At 67.2% G+C, this 18405-nt stretch carries 20 protein-coding genes; 10 read left to right on the top strand and 10 right to left on the bottom strand.

The genetic code is table 11. From position 1 onward, the window contains the following. Window position 1 precedes the first annotated feature (1 nt). Window positions 2–976, bottom strand: coding sequence for a LysR family transcriptional regulator (locus tag D5301_RS17505; protein ID WP_153856417.1), 975 nt, complete (start codon window positions 974–976; stop codon window positions 2–4). A gap of 138 nt (window positions 977–1114) precedes the next feature. Here D5301_RS17505 and D5301_RS17500 point away from each other — a divergent pair, with 138 nt between their 5' ends. Further along, window positions 1115–2038: an alpha/beta hydrolase gene (locus D5301_RS17500; RefSeq protein ID WP_110711545.1), complete on the top strand. Its 924-nt coding sequence runs from the start codon at window positions 1115–1117 to the stop codon at window positions 2036–2038. Window positions 2039–2059: 21 nt separating this feature from the next. After that, window positions 2060–2974: an alpha/beta hydrolase gene (locus D5301_RS17495; protein ID WP_153856416.1), complete on the top strand. Its 915-nt coding sequence runs from the start codon at window positions 2060–2062 to the stop codon at window positions 2972–2974. A gap of 29 nt (window positions 2975–3003) precedes the next feature. Here the strand turns inward: D5301_RS17495 and D5301_RS17490 are convergent, their stop codons facing one another. Continuing rightward, window positions 3004–4398: a DUF2867 domain-containing protein gene (locus D5301_RS17490; RefSeq protein ID WP_153856415.1), complete on the bottom strand. Its 1395-nt coding sequence runs from the start codon at window positions 4396–4398 to the stop codon at window positions 3004–3006. 24 nt (window positions 4399–4422) lie between these two features. Next, the gene (locus tag D5301_RS17485; protein WP_004147836.1) at window positions 4423–4734 is read right to left on the bottom strand and encodes a metalloregulator ArsR/SmtB family transcription factor; all 312 of its coding nucleotides are present in this window, start codon (window positions 4732–4734) and stop codon (window positions 4423–4425) included. A gap of 250 nt (window positions 4735–4984) precedes the next feature. Here D5301_RS17485 and D5301_RS17480 point away from each other — a divergent pair, with 250 nt between their 5' ends. The 7 genes from D5301_RS17480 (at window position 4985) to D5301_RS17450 (ending at window position 11496) form a co-directional block, all read left to right on the top strand. After that, entirely contained in the window at window positions 4985–5452 is a 468-nt protein-coding gene (locus D5301_RS17480; RefSeq protein WP_110714278.1) for a DUF2975 domain-containing protein, read from the top strand. Continuing rightward, entirely contained in the window at window positions 5452–5676 is a 225-nt protein-coding gene (locus tag D5301_RS17475; protein WP_010483459.1) for a helix-turn-helix transcriptional regulator, read from the top strand. The genes D5301_RS17480 and D5301_RS17475 overlap by 1 nt, the downstream gene beginning before the upstream one ends. A 43-nt stretch (window positions 5677–5719) precedes the next feature. Next, window positions 5720–7258 carry a TerC family protein gene (locus D5301_RS17470; RefSeq protein WP_153856414.1) on the top strand — a complete coding sequence of 513 codons (1539 nt, stop codon included), beginning with the start codon at window positions 5720–5722 and terminating at the stop codon, window positions 7256–7258. 165 nt (window positions 7259–7423) lie between these two features. Beyond that, window positions 7424–8560 carry a metallophosphoesterase gene (locus tag D5301_RS17465; RefSeq protein ID WP_153856413.1) on the top strand — a complete coding sequence of 379 codons (1137 nt, stop codon included), beginning with the start codon at window positions 7424–7426 and terminating at the stop codon, window positions 8558–8560. A 72-nt stretch (window positions 8561–8632) separates the two neighbouring features. Beyond that, window positions 8633–9043: a hypothetical protein gene (locus D5301_RS17460; protein ID WP_153856412.1), complete on the top strand. Its 411-nt coding sequence runs from the start codon at window positions 8633–8635 to the stop codon at window positions 9041–9043. Window positions 9044–9144: 101 nt separating this feature from the next. Next, window positions 9145–10158, top strand: coding sequence for a hypothetical protein (locus tag D5301_RS17455; protein ID WP_110711557.1), 1014 nt, complete (start codon window positions 9145–9147; stop codon window positions 10156–10158). 78 nt (window positions 10159–10236) lie between these two features. Further along, window positions 10237–11496 (top strand): MFS transporter, encoded by a 1260-nt coding sequence (locus D5301_RS17450; RefSeq protein ID WP_110711558.1) that lies wholly within the window; start codon window positions 10237–10239, stop codon window positions 11494–11496. A 4-nt stretch (window positions 11497–11500) separates the two neighbouring features. On the opposite strand, the gene D5301_RS17445 is transcribed toward D5301_RS17450, so the two are convergent. Further along, window positions 11501–12448 (bottom strand): nucleoside hydrolase, encoded by a 948-nt coding sequence (locus D5301_RS17445; RefSeq protein WP_004147861.1) that lies wholly within the window; start codon window positions 12446–12448, stop codon window positions 11501–11503. 151 nt (window positions 12449–12599) lie between these two features. Here D5301_RS17445 and D5301_RS17440 point away from each other — a divergent pair, with 151 nt between their 5' ends. After that, window positions 12600–12926, top strand: a complete 327-nt coding sequence (locus tag D5301_RS17440; protein WP_153856411.1) for a hypothetical protein — start codon at window positions 12600–12602, stop codon at window positions 12924–12926. A 71-nt stretch (window positions 12927–12997) separates the two neighbouring features. On the opposite strand, the gene D5301_RS17435 is transcribed toward D5301_RS17440, so the two are convergent. The 6 genes from D5301_RS17435 to mdcE all read right to left on the bottom strand — a co-directional run bounded on the left by D5301_RS17435 (window position 12998) and on the right by mdcE (window position 18404). Beyond that, complete coding sequence (locus tag D5301_RS17435; RefSeq protein WP_012510388.1) at window positions 12998–13717, bottom strand: GntR family transcriptional regulator; 720 nt, start codon at window positions 13715–13717, stop codon at window positions 12998–13000. 105 nt (window positions 13718–13822) lie between these two features. Further along, window positions 13823–15190, bottom strand: coding sequence for an SLC13 family permease (locus D5301_RS17430; protein WP_153856410.1), 1368 nt, complete (start codon window positions 15188–15190; stop codon window positions 13823–13825). 104 nt (window positions 15191–15294) lie between these two features. Next, window positions 15295–16215 carry a malonate decarboxylase subunit epsilon gene (gene mdcH / locus D5301_RS17425; protein ID WP_153856409.1) on the bottom strand — a complete coding sequence of 307 codons (921 nt, stop codon included), beginning with the start codon at window positions 16213–16215 and terminating at the stop codon, window positions 15295–15297. After that, complete coding sequence (mdcB, locus tag D5301_RS17420; protein WP_153856408.1) at window positions 16212–17069, bottom strand: triphosphoribosyl-dephospho-CoA synthase MdcB; 858 nt, start codon at window positions 17067–17069, stop codon at window positions 16212–16214. The genes mdcH and mdcB overlap by 4 nt, the downstream gene beginning before the upstream one ends. Continuing rightward, window positions 17066–17707 (bottom strand): malonate decarboxylase holo-[acyl-carrier-protein] synthase, encoded by a 642-nt coding sequence (mdcG, locus tag D5301_RS17415; RefSeq protein WP_153856407.1) that lies wholly within the window; start codon window positions 17705–17707, stop codon window positions 17066–17068. Before mdcG ends, mdcB begins: the two co-directional genes overlap by 4 nt. Beyond that, window positions 17700–18404: a biotin-independent malonate decarboxylase subunit gamma gene (gene mdcE, locus D5301_RS17410; RefSeq protein WP_324187356.1), complete on the bottom strand. Its 705-nt coding sequence runs from the start codon at window positions 18402–18404 to the stop codon at window positions 17700–17702. Before mdcE ends, mdcG begins: the two co-directional genes overlap by 8 nt. Between the last annotated feature and the right edge of the window lies 1 nt (window position 18405).

The raw sequence follows: 18405 nt of genomic DNA, 5'->3' as shown, positions 1-18405 counted from the left end.
CCTAGCGGCGGGTGGCCGGGGCCTGCACTGCGCGGCCAAGTGCCTTGGCGACGCCTTCGCGCTTCTCGATCAGGAATTCCATCAGGGCGCGCACCCGCGGTGGCATCTGCTCGCGCGAAGGCACGTACAGGTAGAAGCCGGGGAACGGTGCCGACCACTCCGGCATCAGGCGGACCAGACGCCCGTCCGCCAGCATTGGCTGCAATGACAGATCGATGTGCTGCATCACGCCGAGTCCCTGCAGCGCGGCGCGGATCATCCCTTCATCGTCGTTGGTGACATAGCGTCCGCGCGGTTCCACTTCAAAGTCATGACCGGGCTGGCCCGGCGTGCTGAACTCCCAGGCATAGACGCTGCCACTGCCGGTCTGCCGGTAGCCCAGGCACTCATGGGCGGCCAGTTCAGCGGGCGTAGTGGGCGTGCCATGCTGGGCCAGGTAGGCCGGCGAGGCGACGACGACCATTTCCAGCATCGGTGTGACTGGAACCGCAATCATGCCTTCGGCCAGGCGTTCACCTAGGCGGATGCCGGCGTCGCAGCCGTCGGCAATGATGCTGGACAGGCCGTCGTCCATCACCAGCTCGATGCGCAGCTCGGGGTAGCGCGCGAAGAACTCCGGCAGATGCGGTTCGATCAGCGTCTTGGCGGTCAGGCGCGCGGTGTTGATGCGCAGCAGGCCAGAAGGTACATCGTGGCTGGCGCGCAGGTTGTGCACGGCTGCCTCGATGGTGCCCAGTGACGGCCGCAGTGCGTCGAACAGGCGCTGGCCTTCTTCGGTCAGCGACATCTCACGGGTGGTCCGGTGCAGCAGGCGCACGCCCAGCTGCCTTTCCAGGGTCTTCAGGTTCTGCGACAGCGCTGGACGCGAGATGCCCAGCTCTTCGGCGGCCCGGGTGAAGCTGCGGTGGTGGGCAATGTGGGCGAAGCCGGCCAGGTGCGGCAGCAGGGCGGGGCTGAATGGGGTGGCTGGATTCATCGGGAAAGCCCCTGCTGACTGGTAATTCCAGCTTACTACTGTGGTCAGCATTGTCGGCTTTTTCCGGTCCAATGCCAGGCCTATCGTGTTGGCAACGGCGACACCCGGTCGCCCTTTCGCCGCGCAGAGGAAACGCTCATGGAAACCGTCAGCATCCAGAATCCGGACATGGCCTGGCAGATTGCCGCCGACCTGTATTTCCCGCCGGGCTTCGATCGCCAGCGCAGCTATCCTGCCATCATCAGCATGCACCCGATCGGCAGCTGCAAGGAGCAGACCTCGGGCAACATCTACGGTGAGGCCCTGGCTCGCGAGGGCTACGTGGTGATCGCCTATGACGCCAGCTTCCAGGGCGCCAGCGGCGGCGAGCCGCGGCGGATCGAAGACCCGACCCAGCGCGTGGAGGATGTACGCCGGGTGGTCGACTATCTGGTCACCCTGCCGTACGTGGACGCCGAACGCATCGGCGTACTGGGCATCTGTGGCGGTGGTGGCTACGCGATCAACGCCACCATGACCGAGCGCCGCATCAAGGCGGTCACCAGCATCACCGGAGTCAACTTCGGCCGGCTCAGTCGTGAGGGCTTTGGCGGTTTCGATCCGATCGGCACGCTGGAGGCCATCGCTGCCCAGCGCACCGCCGAGATGCGCGGCGGTGAGGCCCGTGTGGACCTGTTCCTGCCGGCTTCGGTGGAACAGGGGCGCGCTGCCGGCATCACCGATATCGACGTGCTGGAGGCCACGGACTATTACCGCACGCGCGGGCCGCAGCCCAATGGCGTGGTCAGTGCGTTGTTTTCGCATCGCGGTGCAGCGGTGGGCTGGGATGCCTTCCACCTGGCCGAAGTCCTGCTGACCCAGCCGCTGCTGGTGGTGATCGGCGACAAGCCGGGCGGCTTTGGCGCCTACCGCGATGGTCTGGAGATCCATGGCCGTGCGGCGTCGAAGCACAAGCAGTTGAAGGTCGTGGAAGGCTGGTCGCACTACGATCTGTATGACAAGCCGGAGCCGGTGCATCAGGCGCTGTCGGCCATCATTCCCTTCTTTAGGCAGCACATCTGACGTCCTTCGAGGAGATCCTCCATGAGCACGATCACTTTCAGCAGCCGCAGCGGCCAGGACATCACGCTGGCAGCGGTGCTTGAGCTGCCGCCGGGCTTTGACGAGCACCAGCAATACCCAGCGGTGGTTGTTGCGCATCCGGGAGGCGGCGTGAAGGAACAGACGGCCGGCCTGTATGCACGCAAGCTTGCCGCGCAGGGACTCGTGGCCATCGCCTTCGATGCCTCCTACCAGGGCGAAAGCACCGGCATGCCGCGGCAGCTGGAGAACCCGTACATCCGCACCGAGGACATCAGCGCGGTGATCGATTACCTGACCACGCTGCCATATGTCGACAACGCGCGTATCGGAGGCATGGGCATCTGCGCGGGCGGAGGCTACATCGCCAACGCCGCGATCAATGATCGTCGCCTGAAAGCGATCGCCACGGTCAGCGCGGTCAACATTGGTTCGATGTTCCGCAATGGGTGGGACAACTCGCTGACTGATGCAGCAGCGATTCCCGCATTGCAGGGTGGCTCTGATGCACGAACGGCAGAGGCCGGCGGTGCCGATACCGTGAGGATTCCGTTGGCCCCGATGCGCCGCGAGGATGCGCCCAACCAGGAGCTGGAAGAGGCGTGGGAGTACTATCACACGTCGCGTTGCGCGCACCCCAATGCTCCGGGTTTCGCCACCGCACGCAGCCTCAACCAGATCATCACCTACGACGCCTACAACAGGGCCGAGGCCTTCCTGACCCAGCCGCTGCTGTGCATCGCCGGCAGCATGGCCGGCAGCAAGTGGATGAGTGACGATCTGTTCGCGCGTGCGGCCAGCCAGGACAAGCGCTTCCACATCGTGGAGGGGGCCAATCACATGTCGTTGTATGACGTGCCACAGTTCGTGGACGAAGCGGTGGCGCAGCTGGTGCCGTTCTTCAACGACGTACTGTAGGTCCCGATGGTGCCGGCCACCGGCCGGTGTCATCCATGTGTACGCTGCACGGCCCAGTCATCGAGATCGGCCAGTTCCGGCGCCAGTGCATGTTCCACCGCCCGGCGCAGCAGCGCCGGTGCAACGTAGTGCCGGTGCGTGGCATCGATCAGCGCCATGTAGATGCGGCCGAACGCGTTGCGGGTCTGCACGCGCGAACCGAGGCTGATCTCGACGCCTCCATCCGCATGCAGCTGCACGCGCACGCTGCTGCGGAAACGCAGGTGGCGATCGTCGGCGCCGAGCAACACTTCGGCGCAGTTGTCCTCGGCATCGATGTGCGCATCCAGCACCGGGTAGCGGCCGGCGAACAACCGGCTGCGATCGGTGGACAGCAGCGACGATACCGGGCAGCCCAACGGGGAGGTGCGCAGCCGCAGCGGTGCTACCAGACGGTTGCGCAGTGCCATCAGGTGGCCCACGCCGGTGGGCGGATTGCGCAGGAAGCCTTCCAGTACATCGGCCAGCAGTACCGACGCGGAACGATGGGTGACCTGGGTGTTGTCCAGGCGCAGGGTGGTCAGATCCCGGTAGTGGCTGTGCGGCAGGGCCGCCAGCAGCAGGCCGTCGTTGGTGGCGGCCTGCGAGTGGACGGGATAGGCCGGCGTTGCGCGTTCGACGAAGCCGCGCAAGCGCCGCAATGAAATCCTGCGCAGCGGCCCCAACAGGGCGCGGGTACGTGCGCACAGGTGGGCGCACAGGCTGGGAGGTGCTGCCTGCAGCGACAGCTGCAGCAGGGGCGCGGCCGCGAGGCTTGCGGCCGTGGGCCAGTGTGGTTCGGGCAGTACGTCGGTCAGGCTGGGAATATCGGCGGCATTGCGTTGCACCTGCGCGCGGGCCTGCTCGCTCATCGCACCGGCCAGTTCATTGCTGTGGCAGGACAACGCGAACAGCGCCGGATGTGCGCGATGGTTCGATGCGAACTGGTGCCACGTCCCGCCACCGAAGCGCACCGTGAACAGGCAATCCGGTGGGATACGGATGCGCCGCAGGGTGCGGGCGAAGGCGCCGGGATCGTTCGCCAGCTGCGCATCGGACGCGGTGGCGAAGCGCAGTTCGGCGCCCGCGCTGCCGGCGATGGCAGTGAACATGCGCGGCCCGGCATGGCGATGGAAGGGATGGCCGCCGGCGCCGACAGTGAAGCTGTACAGCGACGAGGCGTCGCCATGCTGCAGGTGCATGCCGCCGAGCCGTGCCGAAGGCTCGTCCAGCGCGTCGATGAAGGCCGGGTGGTGGCGCTGGCGCTGGCTGGCGTCGGCAACCAGCGCATCGCCGGCGCCAATGCTGAGCTGTGCGATCAGCGTGACTTCGGTCGGGCTGCCACCCTCCTGTGCGGGAAGCTGTACGCCTGGAAACGAACGGCGGTCGCGGGTCGAACCAGGCATCGTCATGCTCCTTGGCAGGCAGGATCAGCGGGCAGGGGACTTGCGGCGGGCACGGGCTTCGCGCTTGAGCGGGCCACCGACCGGACAGACTTCGGCCGCCCAGGAAAACAGCGTGTTCGCCAGGCGGTCAGGCACCTGCCGGAAGTACACGAACTGGCCGCGCTTTTCGCGCTCGATCAGCCCGGCTTCCTCAAGGATGCGCAGGTGGCTGGACAGCGCGGGCTTGCTGAAGTCGAAGCGCTCGGCCAGCTCACCCGCACTGAGTTCACCGGCGCTGAGATAGGCCAGGATCTGGCGGCGGGCAGTGGAGGCGAGGGCTTCGAAGATGCGGTCCATGGCTAGGCAATTAGCTAATTCGTTAATTAATGGTCTTCCTGTGCAGGGCGGCTGTCAAGCGCCCGTTGCCTGCCGTGCTCGCGATTCAGCCTTTCACGCCGCATGTGGTATATCGTTTATCGATAAATCCACCCCGGGGCGGCGATGCTGCCTCAATGCCGGAGGCCGCTTGACCGCTCGTCCCGCCCGCGCCAGACCCGCGCGAGGCTTGTTCACCCTGGCCCAGGCCGCCGTACAGGCCGTCCGGGCGATGTGCTGGCTGGGCATCCTGGCCGCACTGCTGGCCGTGCCACTGGTCGCCCACGACCGCCGCTGGCTGCTCGACAGCGTGCACGACACCGCTGCCGCCGCCGCACATGGCAATGATCTGTTCCTGCATTTCTGCCTGGGCCTGGGCGCGATCGTCGCGTTGCTGGTGCTGTGCCTGCTGTTCCTGCGCCACCTGCTGCGGCTGCTGAGGTCGGCGGCGCGCGAGCGGCCGTTCACCCACGCCAATGCACAACGGCTGCAACGCATGGCGTGGCTGATGCTGGCAATGGAGCTGCTGTCGATCCTGATCGGCGCCTACGCGGCCTGGATGGGCCCGGACTTCACCTGGATGGAGGTGGGGGGCGGCATGTCGATCACCGGCCTGGTCGCGGTGCTGATGCTGTTCGTACTGGCCCGCGTGTTCGCGGTGGGTGCAGCGATGCGCGATGATCTTGATGGTGTCATCTGATGGCGATCGTCATCACCCTGGACCGCATGCTGCAGGAGCGGGGCATGACCCTGTCCGAGCTGGCCGGGCGTATCGACATCACCCTGGCCAATCTCTCGATCCTGAAGACCGGCAAGGCGCGCGCCATCCGCTTTTCCACGCTTGATGCAATCTGCCGCGAGCTGCAATGCACACCGGGTGACCTGCTGGGACATGACCCGACACAGGCGCAGGACGCTGACTGAGTGTTTCCCCTTCTCCCTTACCTACTGACGAAACGGACCTGAAATGGAATGGTTGGCTGACCCCTCGATATGGATGGGCCTTGCAACCCTGGTCGTGCTGGAGATCGTTCTCGGCATCGACAACCTGGTGTTCATCGCGATCCTGGCTGACAAACTGCCGCCGCACCAGCGCGACCGCGCGCGGGTGATCGGCCTGGCGCTGGCACTGCTGATGCGGCTGGTGCTGCTGGCGGCGCTGGCCTGGATCATGAAGTTGACCGAGCCGCTGGTCACCTTGTTCGACCACAGCTTCTCCGGGCGTGACCTGATCCTGCTGGGTGGTGGCCTGTTCCTGCTGTTCAAGGGCACCATGGAGCTGCACGAGCGTCTGGAAGGCCGCGAGCACCACGAAGATGGCAAGAAGGTCTACGCCAGCTTCGCGATGGTGGTGGCACAGATCGTGGTGCTCGACGCGGTGTTCTCGCTGGACTCGGTGATCACCGCAGTCGGTATGGTCGACAACCTGGGCGTGATGTACGCCGCGGTGACCATCGCGATGGCGCTGATGCTGGTGGCCAGCAAGCCGCTGACCCGCTTCGTCAACAAGCATCCCACGGTGGTGGTGCTGTGCCTGGGCTTCCTGCTGATGATCGGCTTCAGCCTGGTGGCCGAAGGCCTGGGCTACAAGATTCCGAAGGGATATCTGTACGCGGCCATTGCCTTCTCGATCCTGGTTGAAGCCTTCAACCAGTGGGTGCGCTTCAATCGTGAGCGCAACGAGCGCCGCCAGCCGTTCCGTCAACGTACTGCCGACGCCGTACTGAGGATGCTCGGCGCGCGGCCGGCCAACGGCCATCACGACGAAGAGGCCAGCGAGCAGGTGGATGCTGAAGAGCGCCTGCAGCCGGCCGAGCACGAGATGATCCGCAGCGTGCTGGGCCTGGCTGATCGCCCGGTGTCGAGCGTGATGACCGTGCGTGCCGACGTGCAGTGGATCGACTTGGCACGTGGGCAGGAGGACGTGGTGGCGCGCTTGGTGGCATCGCCGCATACCCGCCTGCTGGTCGGCGACGGTGATCTGGACAGCCTGCGCGGCGTGGTGCAGAGCCGCGACCTTCTGGCCGACCTGCTGCAGGGCAGGCCGCTGCAGCTGGAGGGCAACCTGCGCGAGCCGCAGTACGTGCTGTCCAGCGCCAGCGCACTGCAGGCGCTGGAGCTGATCCGCCAGCACCCGGTGCCGCTTGCGGTGGCGGTGGACGAGTACGGCAGCGTGGAAGGCCTGGTGACCGCCAATGACCTGCTGGCGGCGATTGCCGGTGATCTCGTCGATACCCAGGATGAGCGCTATGGCGTGGAGGCGCAGGGCGAGAACCAGTGGGAGGCCGACGGTGCGCTGACCCTGGACGACCTGCAGCGCCTGGCCGGCGTCTCGCTGCCGCGCAGTGCCGACTACATGACCATCTCCGGTCTGGTGCTGGAGCGTCTGGGGCGCCTGCCGGACATCGGTGACACGGTGGAGATTGCGGATGTACGCATCACCGTACTGGCAATGGAGAAGCGTCGCATCGCCCGCCTGCGGGTGGAACGCATCGGGCTTTCGTAGAGTCGAGCCATGCTCGACTGGCCCTCTGTAGAGTCGAGCCATGCTCGACTGGCCCTCTGTAGAGTCGAGCCATGCTCGACTGCTTCCTGAGCAGCCGGGTACGGGCCCGGCTCTACACAACACTGCCGGCAACCGTCACCATGGCAGGCCCGTTTTCTTTCCAGGATGGTTGCAGTGCTGAGTACGATCGGTTTGTTGATGGGCCTGTACGTGGCCTGGCGCCTGTTCTGGCCGCTGCGCATGCCCGCCGCATTGAAGGTCGTGCTGTCGCTGCTGCTGGTGGGCGTTGCCGTGCAGCTGCGCATCGTCGCCACGTTCTGGGGCACGACGGCGTCGCCCGAGATACCGAAGCTGGCCATCGCCACGCTGGCCACCGGCTCCACCGCGGTGTTGCTGCTGGCGCTGGTGATGCTGGTGCTGGACGCCGGCCTGCTGCTGTCGCGCCTGTTGCGCTGGCCGCGTACTGTATCGGTCCTGCGCGCACCGAAGCTGCGGCCGACGGCAGGTCTGCTGGCCCTGCTCGTGAGCGGTTATGGCGTCAGCCAGGGCATGGCCGTACCCAAGCCCCGGCAGATCGAGGTGAGCATTGCCGGGCTGCCGGCCGCGTTCGACGGCTATCGCGTGCTGCAGTTGACCGACATTCATGCCAGCCGCCTGCTGACCGGCGACTGGGTACGCAGGGTGGTGGACGAGAGCAATGCAATGAAGCCGGACCTGATCGTGATCACCGGCGACCTGATCGATGGCAGTGTCGAGGCCCGGCGCGACGACGCGCGTCCTCTGGTCGATCTGCAGGCACCGGATGGTGTCATCGCCATCACTGGCAACCACGAGTACTACGCGCAGTACCAGGCGTGGATGCAGGCGTTCCGCGCGCTGCACATGCAGGTGCTGGAGAACAGCCACCTGCAGGTGCGGCGCGGCGATGCGGCGCTGACCATCGCCGGCGTCACCGATCCGGTGGCGGCACGCTATGGCCTGCCGTTGCCGGATCTGGAGACCGCGCTGGCCGGTGCCGATCCCGCCGCGCCGGTGATCCTGCTCGATCACCGCCCGCGCAATGCGCGCGAGGCGGCCGCGCGTGGCGTGAAGCTGCAATTGTCCGGGCATACCCACGGCGGGCAGATCATCGGCATGGACCAGCTGGTGAAGCGTGCCAACGGTGGCTATGTCTCCGGCCGCTACGAGGTGGATGGCATGACCCTGTACGTGAGCAATGGTGCAGGCCTGTGGGCCGGATTCCCGGCACGCATCGGCGTGCGTTCGGAAATCACCCTGATCACCCTGCGCCGCGCCCCGTGACCGGAAGTGGGGTCAGATCCCTTTCCCGCAGGGAAGGGGATCTGACCCCTGACAAACCACGTGGAAGGAACCATGTCCCATCCCCGCGCACCGATGGAGCGCCTGATCCGCGCCAATGCCGATGAGATCAACCGGCTCCGCCAGCTGATCCGCGATACCGCTGGCGCGCGCTGGCGTGGCCCGGAAGAAATGCAGCGGCATGCGGCAGCCTGCGCGGAATACAACCAGCGCTATGAACAGCTTGCTTTCCCGGGTGGCTACGCCAACGCGCTGAAGCAACTTGCCGAACACGATCCAAATACGCTGGAAGTCGCGCTGACCTTCCTTGAGGTGCGGCCGTATTTCTTCCGGTCTGGATACATGTGGAAGACGCTGCTGAAGCGCGTGCAACGGGTATCCATGGGAACGAAGCAACACGCACGGCTGCAGAAGATCCTCGATGCCTACGCCGCTTACCGGGCGGGAAGCCGGCATACCGGGTAGCTCCACGCCATGCCTGGAGGTCATGCCGCACCCAGCGCCCCAGCCGGCCCCGGGATCGGCGATCATCTGCAGCGAGTGTTGAAACCAGGGAGCACCACGCAATGCAGGGAACGCATCATTCAATCCGGCGCCCACGCCACGCTGCACTGCTGATCGCCGCGCTGCTGCTGGCGGCCTGCCAGCGCACGCCTGAGCTGCCGGACGAGGCACCCACTGCAGACACGCCGGTTGTCGCGCCAACGGCCGCCATCGATCTCTCCGCGCTGCTGGATGCCCTGCCGACCTGCGCGCTGGACGGCTGGTACATCGATCAGCAAACCGCTCGCCCGGCCCACCCCTGGTTGGCTGCGAACGCACCGAAGCCCTGCAAGGAGGACGAGGAGAACGAGATCGCCACGTTCTGCGTGCAGGGGCAGTGGAAGGGGCTGCCGGTGGAAGAGGTGATCCTGCCGACGATGACGTTCGTCTCGTTCCGTGGGGCCAGGATCGGCCTGCCGCTGGAGAAGGCGCGTTCAATCGCCCGCCAGCACCTGGGGCAGGACTTCCCGGGGGGCGCGGCTTACGAAGCGGGCCGTGAGCCGAAGCTTCTGGCTGACCCGGAGGATGCTCAGCGTTCGTGGTTGCTGTGCAGCACCCCGGAACTGGGCCACGACGTGGACAGCGAAGGGAGCATCAGTTATTCCGGCATGAACCTGCCCTACGACCACGACGGTTGCAGCTACCGCTACAGCCCGGTCGACTTCTGCGATGCGCGGCACCGCGCCGCCATCGAAGGTGCCCTCCAGCACCAGAAACCCAATTTCAACCAGCACTATCTGCTGGTGCAGGTTGATGATCGTCCCGAGTACTTCCAGCGCACGCTGGTGCTGGTCGATACCCGCACGGGCAGGGCGACGCCATTGCCGTTCGATGCCTTCACCGGGCCGGCGGGGAAGGGCGGTGATGCCACCGGCTACGGGACCCTGGAAACGGGCGTGGACCGGCAACAGTTCTGCCTCGATGGCGCGTTGCTGGTCTACCGCGTGTTCGAGGAAGGCCGTTTCTGCTTCGGCTTTGACGGCGAGCGTTTCACCGGCCATGAAACCCAGTACATGCAGGCGACGGACAGCCGATGACCGGTATTTCACCCCGGCCATGCCACCCTGCTTCGAACCTGCGCAACCGGGATCGAGGCTGTTGAAGGCGAATACGCAATGATCGCGGCGCGGCAGCGCTCGATGTGGGTGGCGGGCCTGTCCACGGTGGTGGAGTGGTACGACTTCACCCTGTACCTGTACTTCGCCACGGTCTTGTCGCGCGTGTTCTTCGGCGGTGGCGAGCAGGCGCTGCTGGTCACCCTGGCCGGCTTCGCGGTGTCTTACCTGATGCGCCCGCTGGGCGCACTGTGCTTCGGCCACCTGGGTGACCGGCTGGGCCGGCGCTGGATGTTGCTCGCGTCGATGGCCTTGATGGCAGCGGCGATGCTGGCCACTGCATTGCTGCCGACAGCGGCCACGGCGGGCACTACGGCGGGCGTGCTGCTGTTGGTACTGCGCTGCGTGATGGCGTTTTCGGTGGGCGGCGAGTACACCGGTGTGGTGGCGTATCTGCTGGAAAGCGCGCCGGTGCGGCGACGTGGCCTGGTGACCTCGCTCGCTTCGGCAGCCAGTGAAGTGGGCGCGCTGCTGGCGGTAGCGATCTCCGCGCTGACCGTGGCGCTGCTGCCCATCGCGCAGCTGGACAGCTGGGGCTGGCGCATTCCGTTCTTCGTCGGTGCCGCGCTGGCACTGGTGATCCTGGTCGCGCGCTCGGGCATGCACGAGTCGCCGGAGTTCGAGCGGCAGCGCCGTGAGGGCAGCATTCCGGCTACACCGCTTCGCCACGTACTGCGCAACCATCCGCTGGCGGTGGCACGCACGTTCGCGATCTCGGCGCTGGGCTCGATCACTTATTACGTTGGCATCACCTATGTGCCGGCCTTCCTGCATGCGCAGGGCCATGACGAAGGTGACGCACTGTGGCTGTCGACGATTGCGGCGGTGGCGGTCATCGCGATCACGCCGCTGTGTGGTGCCTTGTCCGACCGCGTCGGGCGGCGGCCGATGCTGCTGGGCCTGACGGTGCTGGCAGCGCTGTTGCCGCTGTCCCTGTTCGCCTGGATGGCACAGGCGCCGCCGCTGGGCATCGCGCTGGCCGCGGTGCTGCTGGCCTGCGTGGCCGGTGGGGTAAGTGCCGTTGCTGCGCCGGCCACGGCCGAACAGTTCCCAGGCGAAGGCCGGGTCAGCGGGCTGGCACTGGGGGTGACCATGGCCACCGCCTTTTTCGGCGGCGCAACACCCTGGCTGGCGCAATGGTGGGTGGAACGCAGCGGCTGGGCAGCGGCACCGGGCGCGATGATCGCGCTGGTGGCGGTGCTGGTGCTGCCGGTGCTGTGGACCCTGCCCGAGACGGTCCCGGGCAGGGCCAAGCGCTAGCGGGTCAGACCTTCAGGGTCTGCTCGATGTCGGCCAGTACGGCGGCCGCATCCACGCCGATGGCAATCGACTGCACCACGTGGCCGTCCCACACGCTGGGGCCGAACGCCAGGCCTTCCGGCTTGGGAATGGTCATGCCGCGGGCGACGCCGTCGGTGGCCACGCGCACGCTGGCGCGCTCGAACTGGAACAGCTCCGGGCGGGTCAGCGCGATGCACGCGCAGCAGTCATGCACGACCATGCCCTTGTGGCCGGCCTGCAGGTAGAAGTCCACGTAATCCTGCGACAGCGCACGCACCAGTTCGGCATCGGCACCGCCGATGGCCGCCAGCTTGTCCAGGCCGTCACGGTCCATTTCCACGCGGGTGGTCACGTCCAGGCCGATCGCGGTGACCGGCCAGCTGGCGGTGAACACCACGTCGGCGGCTTCGGCGTCGCCCCAGATATTGGCCTCGGCGGCCGGGGTGATGTTGCCGTTGACGTGGAAAGCGCCACCCATGATCACCACGCCGCGCACCAGGCCGGCGATGTCCGGGGCCTGCTGCAGGGCCAGGGCCAGGTTGGTCATGCGACCGACCGCGACCAGGGTCACTTCGCCCGGATGTGCGCGGACCAGGTCGATGATCAGCTGGTGGGCCGGGCGCGCATCGGCGGCCACGTCCAGGCTGGCCGGCACCGGGTGGTTGCCCAGGCCGTTGTGGCCATGGATGTGCACCGGCCAGGCTTCCGGGGTGGCTTCCGGCTGCAGCGGGCCGCCGGCACCGCGCGCGACCGGAGCGGCAAAGCCCCAGGCCTGCTTCAGGTACAGCGCATTGTGGGTGGTCGACTCCACCGAGGCGTTGCCGAAGGTGGTGGTGACGCCGATCAGGTCGATCTGGGCGTGCTTGTGCAGGTACAGCAGGGCCAGGGCGTCGTCGACGCCCGGGTCGGTATCGAAAATGACTTTCAGCATGTTGTTGTTCTTCTTCTTCCGTGTGGTGCGGGGGGCGCCAGCGGCCCGGAGGCAGGCCGGCGCGCCCTACATTGTCCCATCTTCATGACAGGCAGGGCCAACATCGGGGTGGAAGGCCATAATGCCTCCAGTCCAGGCACGGAGTCGCCGAATGCTGATCGTTGCCCTTCTGCTGGTCCTGCTGGTGCTGGGCCTGAACGTGGTGGCTACCGTGGTGATCGTCAGGCGCGATGGCCTGTCGGCCGGGGGGCGGGCGGTGCAGCTGCTGCTGGTCTGGCTGCTGCCGCTGGTCGGCGCGATCCTGTGCATGGCGGTGGCCACGGCCGATGGCTCGGGCAGCCGGGGGGATGGCGGCGCAAGCCATGACAGCTCAGGTGGCTATTCCGGTGACAACCACAGCCATCACGGCCACAGCAGCTCCGACTGCAGCAGTGATGGTGGTGGGGGTGACGGCGGCAGCTGCGGTGGCGGCGATTGATGAGACGTCCCAGGGGGCCGGCCAAGGTCACGTCCTGGTAGTGCCGGCCGCTGGCCGGCAACCTCAACAGCTCAGCCGCCGCCTTCGGTCGGCAACGGCGCCGGTACGTTCAGCAGCCCGCCTGCCGCCACATAGGCGGCCAGCGCCTGGCCCTGGCTCAGCAGATGGCGTTCCATGGTGCGTTCGGCAGCCTGCGCGTCGCGGCGGCGGAAGCACTCCATCAACTCGCGGTGTTCGGCCAACGACTGCGCGGTGCGGCCCGGCGTCAACAGCTGGCGGCCACGGTGCATTTTCAGGATGCGGTGCAGGTCGTGGGTGATGCGGATCAGCCACGGGTTGCCCGCGTAGTGCTGCACGGTTTCGTGGATCAGGTAGTTGTTGCGGTAGTACTCGGCGATGTTGCCCTCGGCCGCCGCTGCTTCCATCGCTGCATGCAGGTCTTCCAGCTGCTGCACGCCGGCATCGTCGATGTGCTTCACCGCCTCATGCGCGCAACGGCCTTCCAGCATCGCCATCACCGGGAACAGCTGGTTGAGGTCTTCCAGCGTCAACCGGGTGACCCGGCTGCCACGACCGGCATCGATCTGCACCAGGCCTTCGGCGGCCAGCAGTTTCAGCGCCTCGCGCAGGGGCGTGCGGCTGATGCCCAGTTCTTCGCACAGCGCGGGCTCGTCGATCCATTCTCCCGGCGGCAGCCGGTAATCGTAGATGCGCTCGCGCACGTGTTCGGCCACCTCTTCGTACAGGGGGGCGCGCTTCTTCGGTGACCGCGGGGCAGGGGCAATGGCCATGGTGGAAGTGTACCGCCAGGTAGTGCCGGCCGCTGGCCGGCAACCCATGATCGCTGGATGGCTTCATGAGATTGCCGGCCAGCGGCCGGCACTACCGTTGGGTGGTTACATCCAGCCCGGTACCACGAACACCAGCCAGGCCAGTAGCGGTCCCAGGGCCACCACCAGTCCGCTGTAGACCAGGAAGCGGCGGAACAGGGTCTCGCGTTCTTCCTTCGCGGCCGAGGCCACCACCAGTGCGCCATTGGTCGAGAACGGGCTGACATCGACGATGGTGGATGACACCGCCAGCGCGCAGATCACGCCAGCGGCGCTGAGGTGGCCCTGCATCAGGAACGGCACCGCCAATGGGATCGTCGCGCCGAGTACCGCTGCCGACGAAGCGAATGCGGAGACGATGCCGCCGACGTAGCAGACCAGCAGTGCACCGAGCAGCGGGATGCCGATGTCGGAGACACCGTTGCCGATGAAGTCCACCGCGCCGGCATGTTCCAGCACGCCGATGTAGGTCACCACGCCGCAGATCAACAGCACGGTGGACCAGCTGATGCCATCGACCGCACCCTTCTGGCTTTGTGGCGACAGCAGCGCCAACGCGACCGCCACGGTGATCGAGACCAGGCCGACGTTGAGGTTGTAGATCAGCGCCGCCACGCCCAGGCCGAGCAGGCCGATCAGGGTGAACAACCGCTCGCGGGTGAGGTTCACCGCATCCAGTGCCGCCGGATCATTGCTGAGCGTGCCGCCACCTGCCGCGACCAGCGCGCCATGACCTTCGATCGCGAACTGGCGCGACGAGGCCTGTGGGCCACCGGCCATCGCCAGCTCGGCAGTGCCGAGCATTCCTGCTGCGGTGATCGAGCCACGGCGCAGCAGGGCGATGCCACCAAAGGCGAAGAAGCAGATCGTCGCCATCATGAAGTTGAAGCCCAGACTGGTCAGGAACACCGCCATCTCGGTCACTTCCAGCCCGGCCTTCTGCACCACGCCATTGGTGATGCTGCCGTACACGCTGATCGGCGAGAAGCCGCCCGCCTGCGCGCCATGGATCACCAGCAATCCCATCATCAGCGGATTGATGTTGTACTGCTTGGCGAAGCGCAGCGCGACCGGGCCGATGATCGCGACCGCCGCCGGGCCCAGCGCACCGAACGCGGTGAGGACTGCGGTGATCACGAACATCACCCACGGAATGGCCACGATATGGCCGCGCACCGCTTTCACTGCCCAGTGCACCAGCAGGTCGATGGTGCCGTTCTTCTGCGCGATGGCGAACAGGTAGGTGATGCCGACCAGGGTCAGGAACAGATCGCCTGGAAAGCCGGCCAGGACTTCCTTGCCCCCCATGTCGACCCACAGCCCGCCGATGATGAAGGCCAGCGCGAAGGCGACGGCTCCCATGTTGATCGGCATCGCGGTGGCAACGATGAACATGATCACCAGACCGATGATCGTTGCGATTTGTGGACTCATGCGCCCTCCCAGACACGTGACTCACGTACAGCGCGGATGGAGACCCGCCATCCCGGGGTAAGGCGACGTACGGCGTGTTGCGTGACACGTACTGCTCGAACCCGTTACTGCAGCCGTTCCAGCGCACTGCGGACCCAGCCCGCGGCGCCTTCAAGGCTCTGGAACTCTTCCACCGCGCGCACCTCGCAGCACGGATAGGCCGGCGCGACCATGCGCGCCAGTGCATTGCCCGGGCCCAGCTGCAGGAACACCCGCGCGCCACGCTCGAAGGCCTGGCGCATCACCTGCGCCCATTCGATGGTCTGTGCCAGTTGCGCCGACAGCGTGTGCACCACTGCAGCGCGATCCCGCACCGGGCGGGCATCGACGCCGGCCAGCAGGGGCAGTCGCGGTGCCTGCACCTGCGCAGCGTCCAGTGCGGCGGCAAACGGTGCCACTGCGCTGGCCAGCAACGGCGTGTGCGCGGGGACATGGACCGGCAATGGGCGGATTTCCGCGCCGCACGCCTGCGCGTCTGCCGCCAACGCGTGCAGCGACCGCCATGCACCACCCACGATGAAGTGGTCGTGGCCATTGGCGATCGCGATGAAGGCGCCATGCGTATCGCACAAGCGCTGCGTGGCAATGCGGTCCAGTCCCAGGACTGCCTGGAGCCCGGCATCTTCCGGGGTTGCGGCATCCATCAGGCGCGCGCGCTGCGCGGACAGTGCCAGGCAGGTGGTGGCATCGAAGCTGCCGGCGATGGCATGCGCGGCGAGCTCACCGATGCTGTAGCCCGCGATCACCGTCGGCGTTGGCAAGACGTCGCGCAGGCCCTGCCAATGCGCCAGGCTGGCCGCGCACAGCAGGGGCTGGGCCTGCACATTGTCGAAACGGTCGTCGGCCGCCGCGGCGGCGAATACATCGCGGCCCAGCAGTTCGCCCGTGGCATCGAGCAGCGGCCGCGCGCCGGCAAGGTCGCGCACGCGATCGAACATCGCCGCATGTTGCGCGCCTTGCCCGGGGCAGAGCAGGGCAAGGCTCATGCGCCCTCCTGCTGCAACAGGAACAGGCTGCAGGCAAGCAGGTCGGCGCTGCCGCCGGGGCTCAGGTGACGCGCAACGAAGGCATCGGCAATGTGCTGCAGGCGTGGCTGCCAATCGTGCGCGAAAGCCCCACCTTCGGCCAGGAAGCGGTGGGCCTGCTGCCGCGCCCAGCGCAGGCCTTCCGCACCACCGCGATGCAGCAGGTTGAGGTCGTCGGTGTGGGCGACCAGCTGCATCAGCGTGTGGCACATCGCGGCTTCGCGTGGCAGGCCACTGGCCAGCGCGTGGCGCAGGCTGGGCAGCGCCACCTCGCGCAACAGCGGGTAACCGGCGGCGGCCTGTTCGCGCACGCCTGGCACCTTGTGCAGGGCGCGCGCGCGCTGGCCGGGGCTGCCTGCATCCAGTGGCGCGTGCGCGAAATCCGCAGCCCAACGACGTACCTCCAGGCAGACCTGCTCACCCGTGGCGGCATGGCCCAGGCGGGAGCGGCAGGCCGCGGCGGCCGCTACCAGCAGGCCGAGGCTGAAGATCGCGCCACGATGGGTATTGATCCCGGCGGTCGCGCGCAGCATCGCGGCTTCGGCGGCGATGCCACGTCGGCGCAGGGCACCGAAGTCCGCCCCAGCGGCACCGAGGTGTGCCACGGCAGCGAAATAGTGGCGCAGCGCGAACAGGCTGCGCAGGAACGTGCCGGCGTCCATGTCGTGATGGCTGCCGCGGTTGAAGGGTGTGACCAGCCCGGGCTTGGGTGCCAGTGCCAGTTCCGCATGCAGGCTGGCGACGGCGAGGCGGCCCAGGCGCGCGCTGTCCACGGCAGCTGCCGGCCTGACCGCCGGTTGCACGACGGCGTTCATGCGCTCACCCCGGCGGGGGCGAACAAGCACTCGCGCAGTTCCAGTGCAGCGCCTTCGGGGCGCTTGACCAGTACCTCGCGGCTGCGTCCCGCGTATTCCCGCCAGTTCACGGCGGCGTCGCCGGCCAGGCACAGCTCGCCATCGACCCGCCGGCCGTGTTCGGTCTCCCATGCCTGCAGCCGTGCGACCAGGGCATCGGCCTGTGCGGCGGTGTCGATCCGCCACAGCAGATCGATGTCCGAGCGCGCGTGCACATAGTGCAGGCCCGTGAGGTGCTGCCATGCGAAGGCACCGAATACGCGCGCTGCAGCGATGTCCTGCAGCGCCTGCAGCGGGTGCTGCCAGTCCTGCACAAGGTCGCCTTCCAGCACCGCCTGCAGCGTCGGTGGCGGCGCGGTGCGCAGCACATCGTGTGCCGGCACGCGCAGGGCCAGGCGCAGTTTGCCCTCGGCGGGTGGCAGCGGCACGCCGAGGCGCAGGCGGGGATCGGCATCGTCGGCGGCACGCCGGGCGACGATGGCGGGCAGCCCCTGCGCAAACCAGTCGCCCAAGCGTGGCTCATGCGCGGCGATGTCCGCCTGCCAGCGGGCGTGCGCTGGCAACCAGACCAGCGTATGGCGTGGCAGCCGCTCAGGCATCGCCCTGGCTCACGGCTGCAGCCACGCGTGCGGCCAGCATGCGACCGCCACGTTCGGCACCCTGCACGGCGCGGCGGTCGCCATCGGTGGGCGTACGCAGCGCCTGCAGCAGGTGTGCGGCGAGGTCGCCGCTCCAGATCGAATCCACCGCGCCCATCGCCACGTAGTTTTCCACGCCCGGTGCGAACACCGGCGAGGTCTGGCTCAGCGCCTGCAGTTTCTCCAGCGGCTGCTTGGTCACCCGCGCCATCGCGCGCAGGTCCATCACCCGCACCTGGGCGTCGGGCAGGGCATGGATGTGGTCGGCCATCAGCCCGAACGAGAGGAAGCCACCACTGACCGATTCACCGTAGACCAGCGTGACCAGTCGCGCACCCCGTCGGCGTGCCAGATCCAGCGTCTGCGCCAGGTGCGCGAAACAGCCATTGATGCCGAGCAGTTCGTCGCGGCGCGCCAGGCGCTGGCCGGCGGTGTCGACCAGCATCACGATCGGTCGCCGTGGATGCGCGGCGGTGCTGGCCAGCACCGTTTCGGCCAGCGCCAGTGCGTGGTCCACGCCGACTTCGAGCTTGTCGGCGGTGCCGATCACGGTCACCTCGCCGTCGTCGGTGATGGCGGTTCCGGTCAGTACCGAGTCCTCCACGTCAACGGCGTGGCCACGCGGGAACAGGGCATCGAGCAGCGCGTGCAGCGGAATA

It is taken from the genome of Stenotrophomonas sp. MH181796 (assembly GCF_009659995.1).
Lineage (GTDB): Bacteria > Pseudomonadota > Gammaproteobacteria > Xanthomonadales > Xanthomonadaceae > Stenotrophomonas > Stenotrophomonas riyadhensis.
This window is presented reverse-complemented; position numbering and strand designations above follow the sequence as displayed.

What these genes read in the sequence shown, in the direction of transcription:
- mdcG (WP_153856407.1), bottom strand. Translation starts at nt 17,707, where the DNA reads ATGCCTGAGCGGCTGCCACGCCATACGCTGGTCTGGTTGCCAGCGCAC.
- D5301_RS17485 (WP_004147836.1), bottom strand. Translation starts at nt 4,734, where the DNA reads ATGGACCGCATCTTCGAAGCCCTCGCCTCCACTGCCCGCCGCCAGATC.
- D5301_RS17470 (WP_153856414.1), top strand. Translation starts at nt 5,720, where the DNA reads ATGGAATGGTTGGCTGACCCCTCGATATGGATGGGCCTTGCAACCCTG.
- D5301_RS17430 (WP_153856410.1), bottom strand. Translation starts at nt 15,190, where the DNA reads ATGAGTCCACAAATCGCAACGATCATCGGTCTGGTGATCATGTTCATC.
- D5301_RS17475 (WP_010483459.1), top strand. Translation starts at nt 5,452, where the DNA reads ATGGCGATCGTCATCACCCTGGACCGCATGCTGCAGGAGCGGGGCATG.
- mdcH (WP_153856409.1), bottom strand. Translation starts at nt 16,215, where the DNA reads ATGAGCCTTGCCCTGCTCTGCCCCGGGCAAGGCGCGCAACATGCGGCG.
- D5301_RS17440 (WP_153856411.1), top strand. Translation starts at nt 12,600, where the DNA reads ATGCTGATCGTTGCCCTTCTGCTGGTCCTGCTGGTGCTGGGCCTGAAC.
- D5301_RS17495 (WP_153856416.1), top strand. Translation starts at nt 2,060, where the DNA reads ATGAGCACGATCACTTTCAGCAGCCGCAGCGGCCAGGACATCACGCTG.
- D5301_RS17480 (WP_110714278.1), top strand. Translation starts at nt 4,985, where the DNA reads ATGTGCTGGCTGGGCATCCTGGCCGCACTGCTGGCCGTGCCACTGGTC.
- D5301_RS17435 (WP_012510388.1), bottom strand. Translation starts at nt 13,717, where the DNA reads ATGGCCATTGCCCCTGCCCCGCGGTCACCGAAGAAGCGCGCCCCCCTG.
- D5301_RS17500 (WP_110711545.1), top strand. Translation starts at nt 1,115, where the DNA reads ATGGAAACCGTCAGCATCCAGAATCCGGACATGGCCTGGCAGATTGCC.
- D5301_RS17450 (WP_110711558.1), top strand. Translation starts at nt 10,237, where the DNA reads ATGATCGCGGCGCGGCAGCGCTCGATGTGGGTGGCGGGCCTGTCCACG.
- D5301_RS17460 (WP_153856412.1), top strand. Translation starts at nt 8,633, where the DNA reads ATGTCCCATCCCCGCGCACCGATGGAGCGCCTGATCCGCGCCAATGCC.
- D5301_RS17455 (WP_110711557.1), top strand. Translation starts at nt 9,145, where the DNA reads ATGCAGGGAACGCATCATTCAATCCGGCGCCCACGCCACGCTGCACTG.
- D5301_RS17465 (WP_153856413.1), top strand. Translation starts at nt 7,424, where the DNA reads ATGGTTGCAGTGCTGAGTACGATCGGTTTGTTGATGGGCCTGTACGTG.
- D5301_RS17445 (WP_004147861.1), bottom strand. Translation starts at nt 12,448, where the DNA reads ATGCTGAAAGTCATTTTCGATACCGACCCGGGCGTCGACGACGCCCTG.
- D5301_RS17490 (WP_153856415.1), bottom strand. Translation starts at nt 4,398, where the DNA reads ATGCCTGGTTCGACCCGCGACCGCCGTTCGTTTCCAGGCGTACAGCTT.
- mdcB (WP_153856408.1), bottom strand. Translation starts at nt 17,069, where the DNA reads ATGAACGCCGTCGTGCAACCGGCGGTCAGGCCGGCAGCTGCCGTGGAC.
- D5301_RS17505 (WP_153856417.1), bottom strand. Translation starts at nt 976, where the DNA reads ATGAATCCAGCCACCCCATTCAGCCCCGCCCTGCTGCCGCACCTGGCC.